The sequence below is a fragment of the Bacillus sp. LK2 genome (assembly GCF_001043575.1).
GTDB classification, from domain to species: Bacteria; Bacillota; Bacilli; order Bacillales; family Bacillaceae_G; genus Bacillus_A; species Bacillus_A paramycoides.
Map to the genome: position 1 here is coordinate 1 of NZ_LDUK01000097.1, position 298 is coordinate 298.

Genomic DNA, 298 nt, shown 5'->3' on the forward strand with positions numbered 1-298 from the left:
AGCCGAAGCCGCCTTTCAATTTCGCACCATGCAGTGCAAAATGTTATCCGGTATTAGCCCCGGTTTCCCGGAGTTATCCCAGTCTTATGGGCAGGTTACCCACGTGTTACTCACCCGTCCGCCGCTAACTTCATAAGAGCAAGCTCTTAATCCATTCGCTCGACTTGCATGTATTAGGCACGCCGCCAGCGTTCATCCTGAGCCAGGATCAAACTCTCCAATAAAGTTAGTTTGTCTAGCATCTAAAAATAAAAATTGACGTTTCACGTTGTTTGTTTCGTTCAGTTTTCAAAGAACT

The 298-nt window shown here is 46.0% G+C and carries 1 rRNA gene; it reads right to left on the reverse strand.

The features are described 5' to 3' along the window. Positions 1-224: ribosomal RNA gene (locus tag VK90_RS27225) — 16S ribosomal RNA — on the reverse strand; the annotation flags it as partial. Positions 225-298 lie beyond the last annotated feature (74 nt).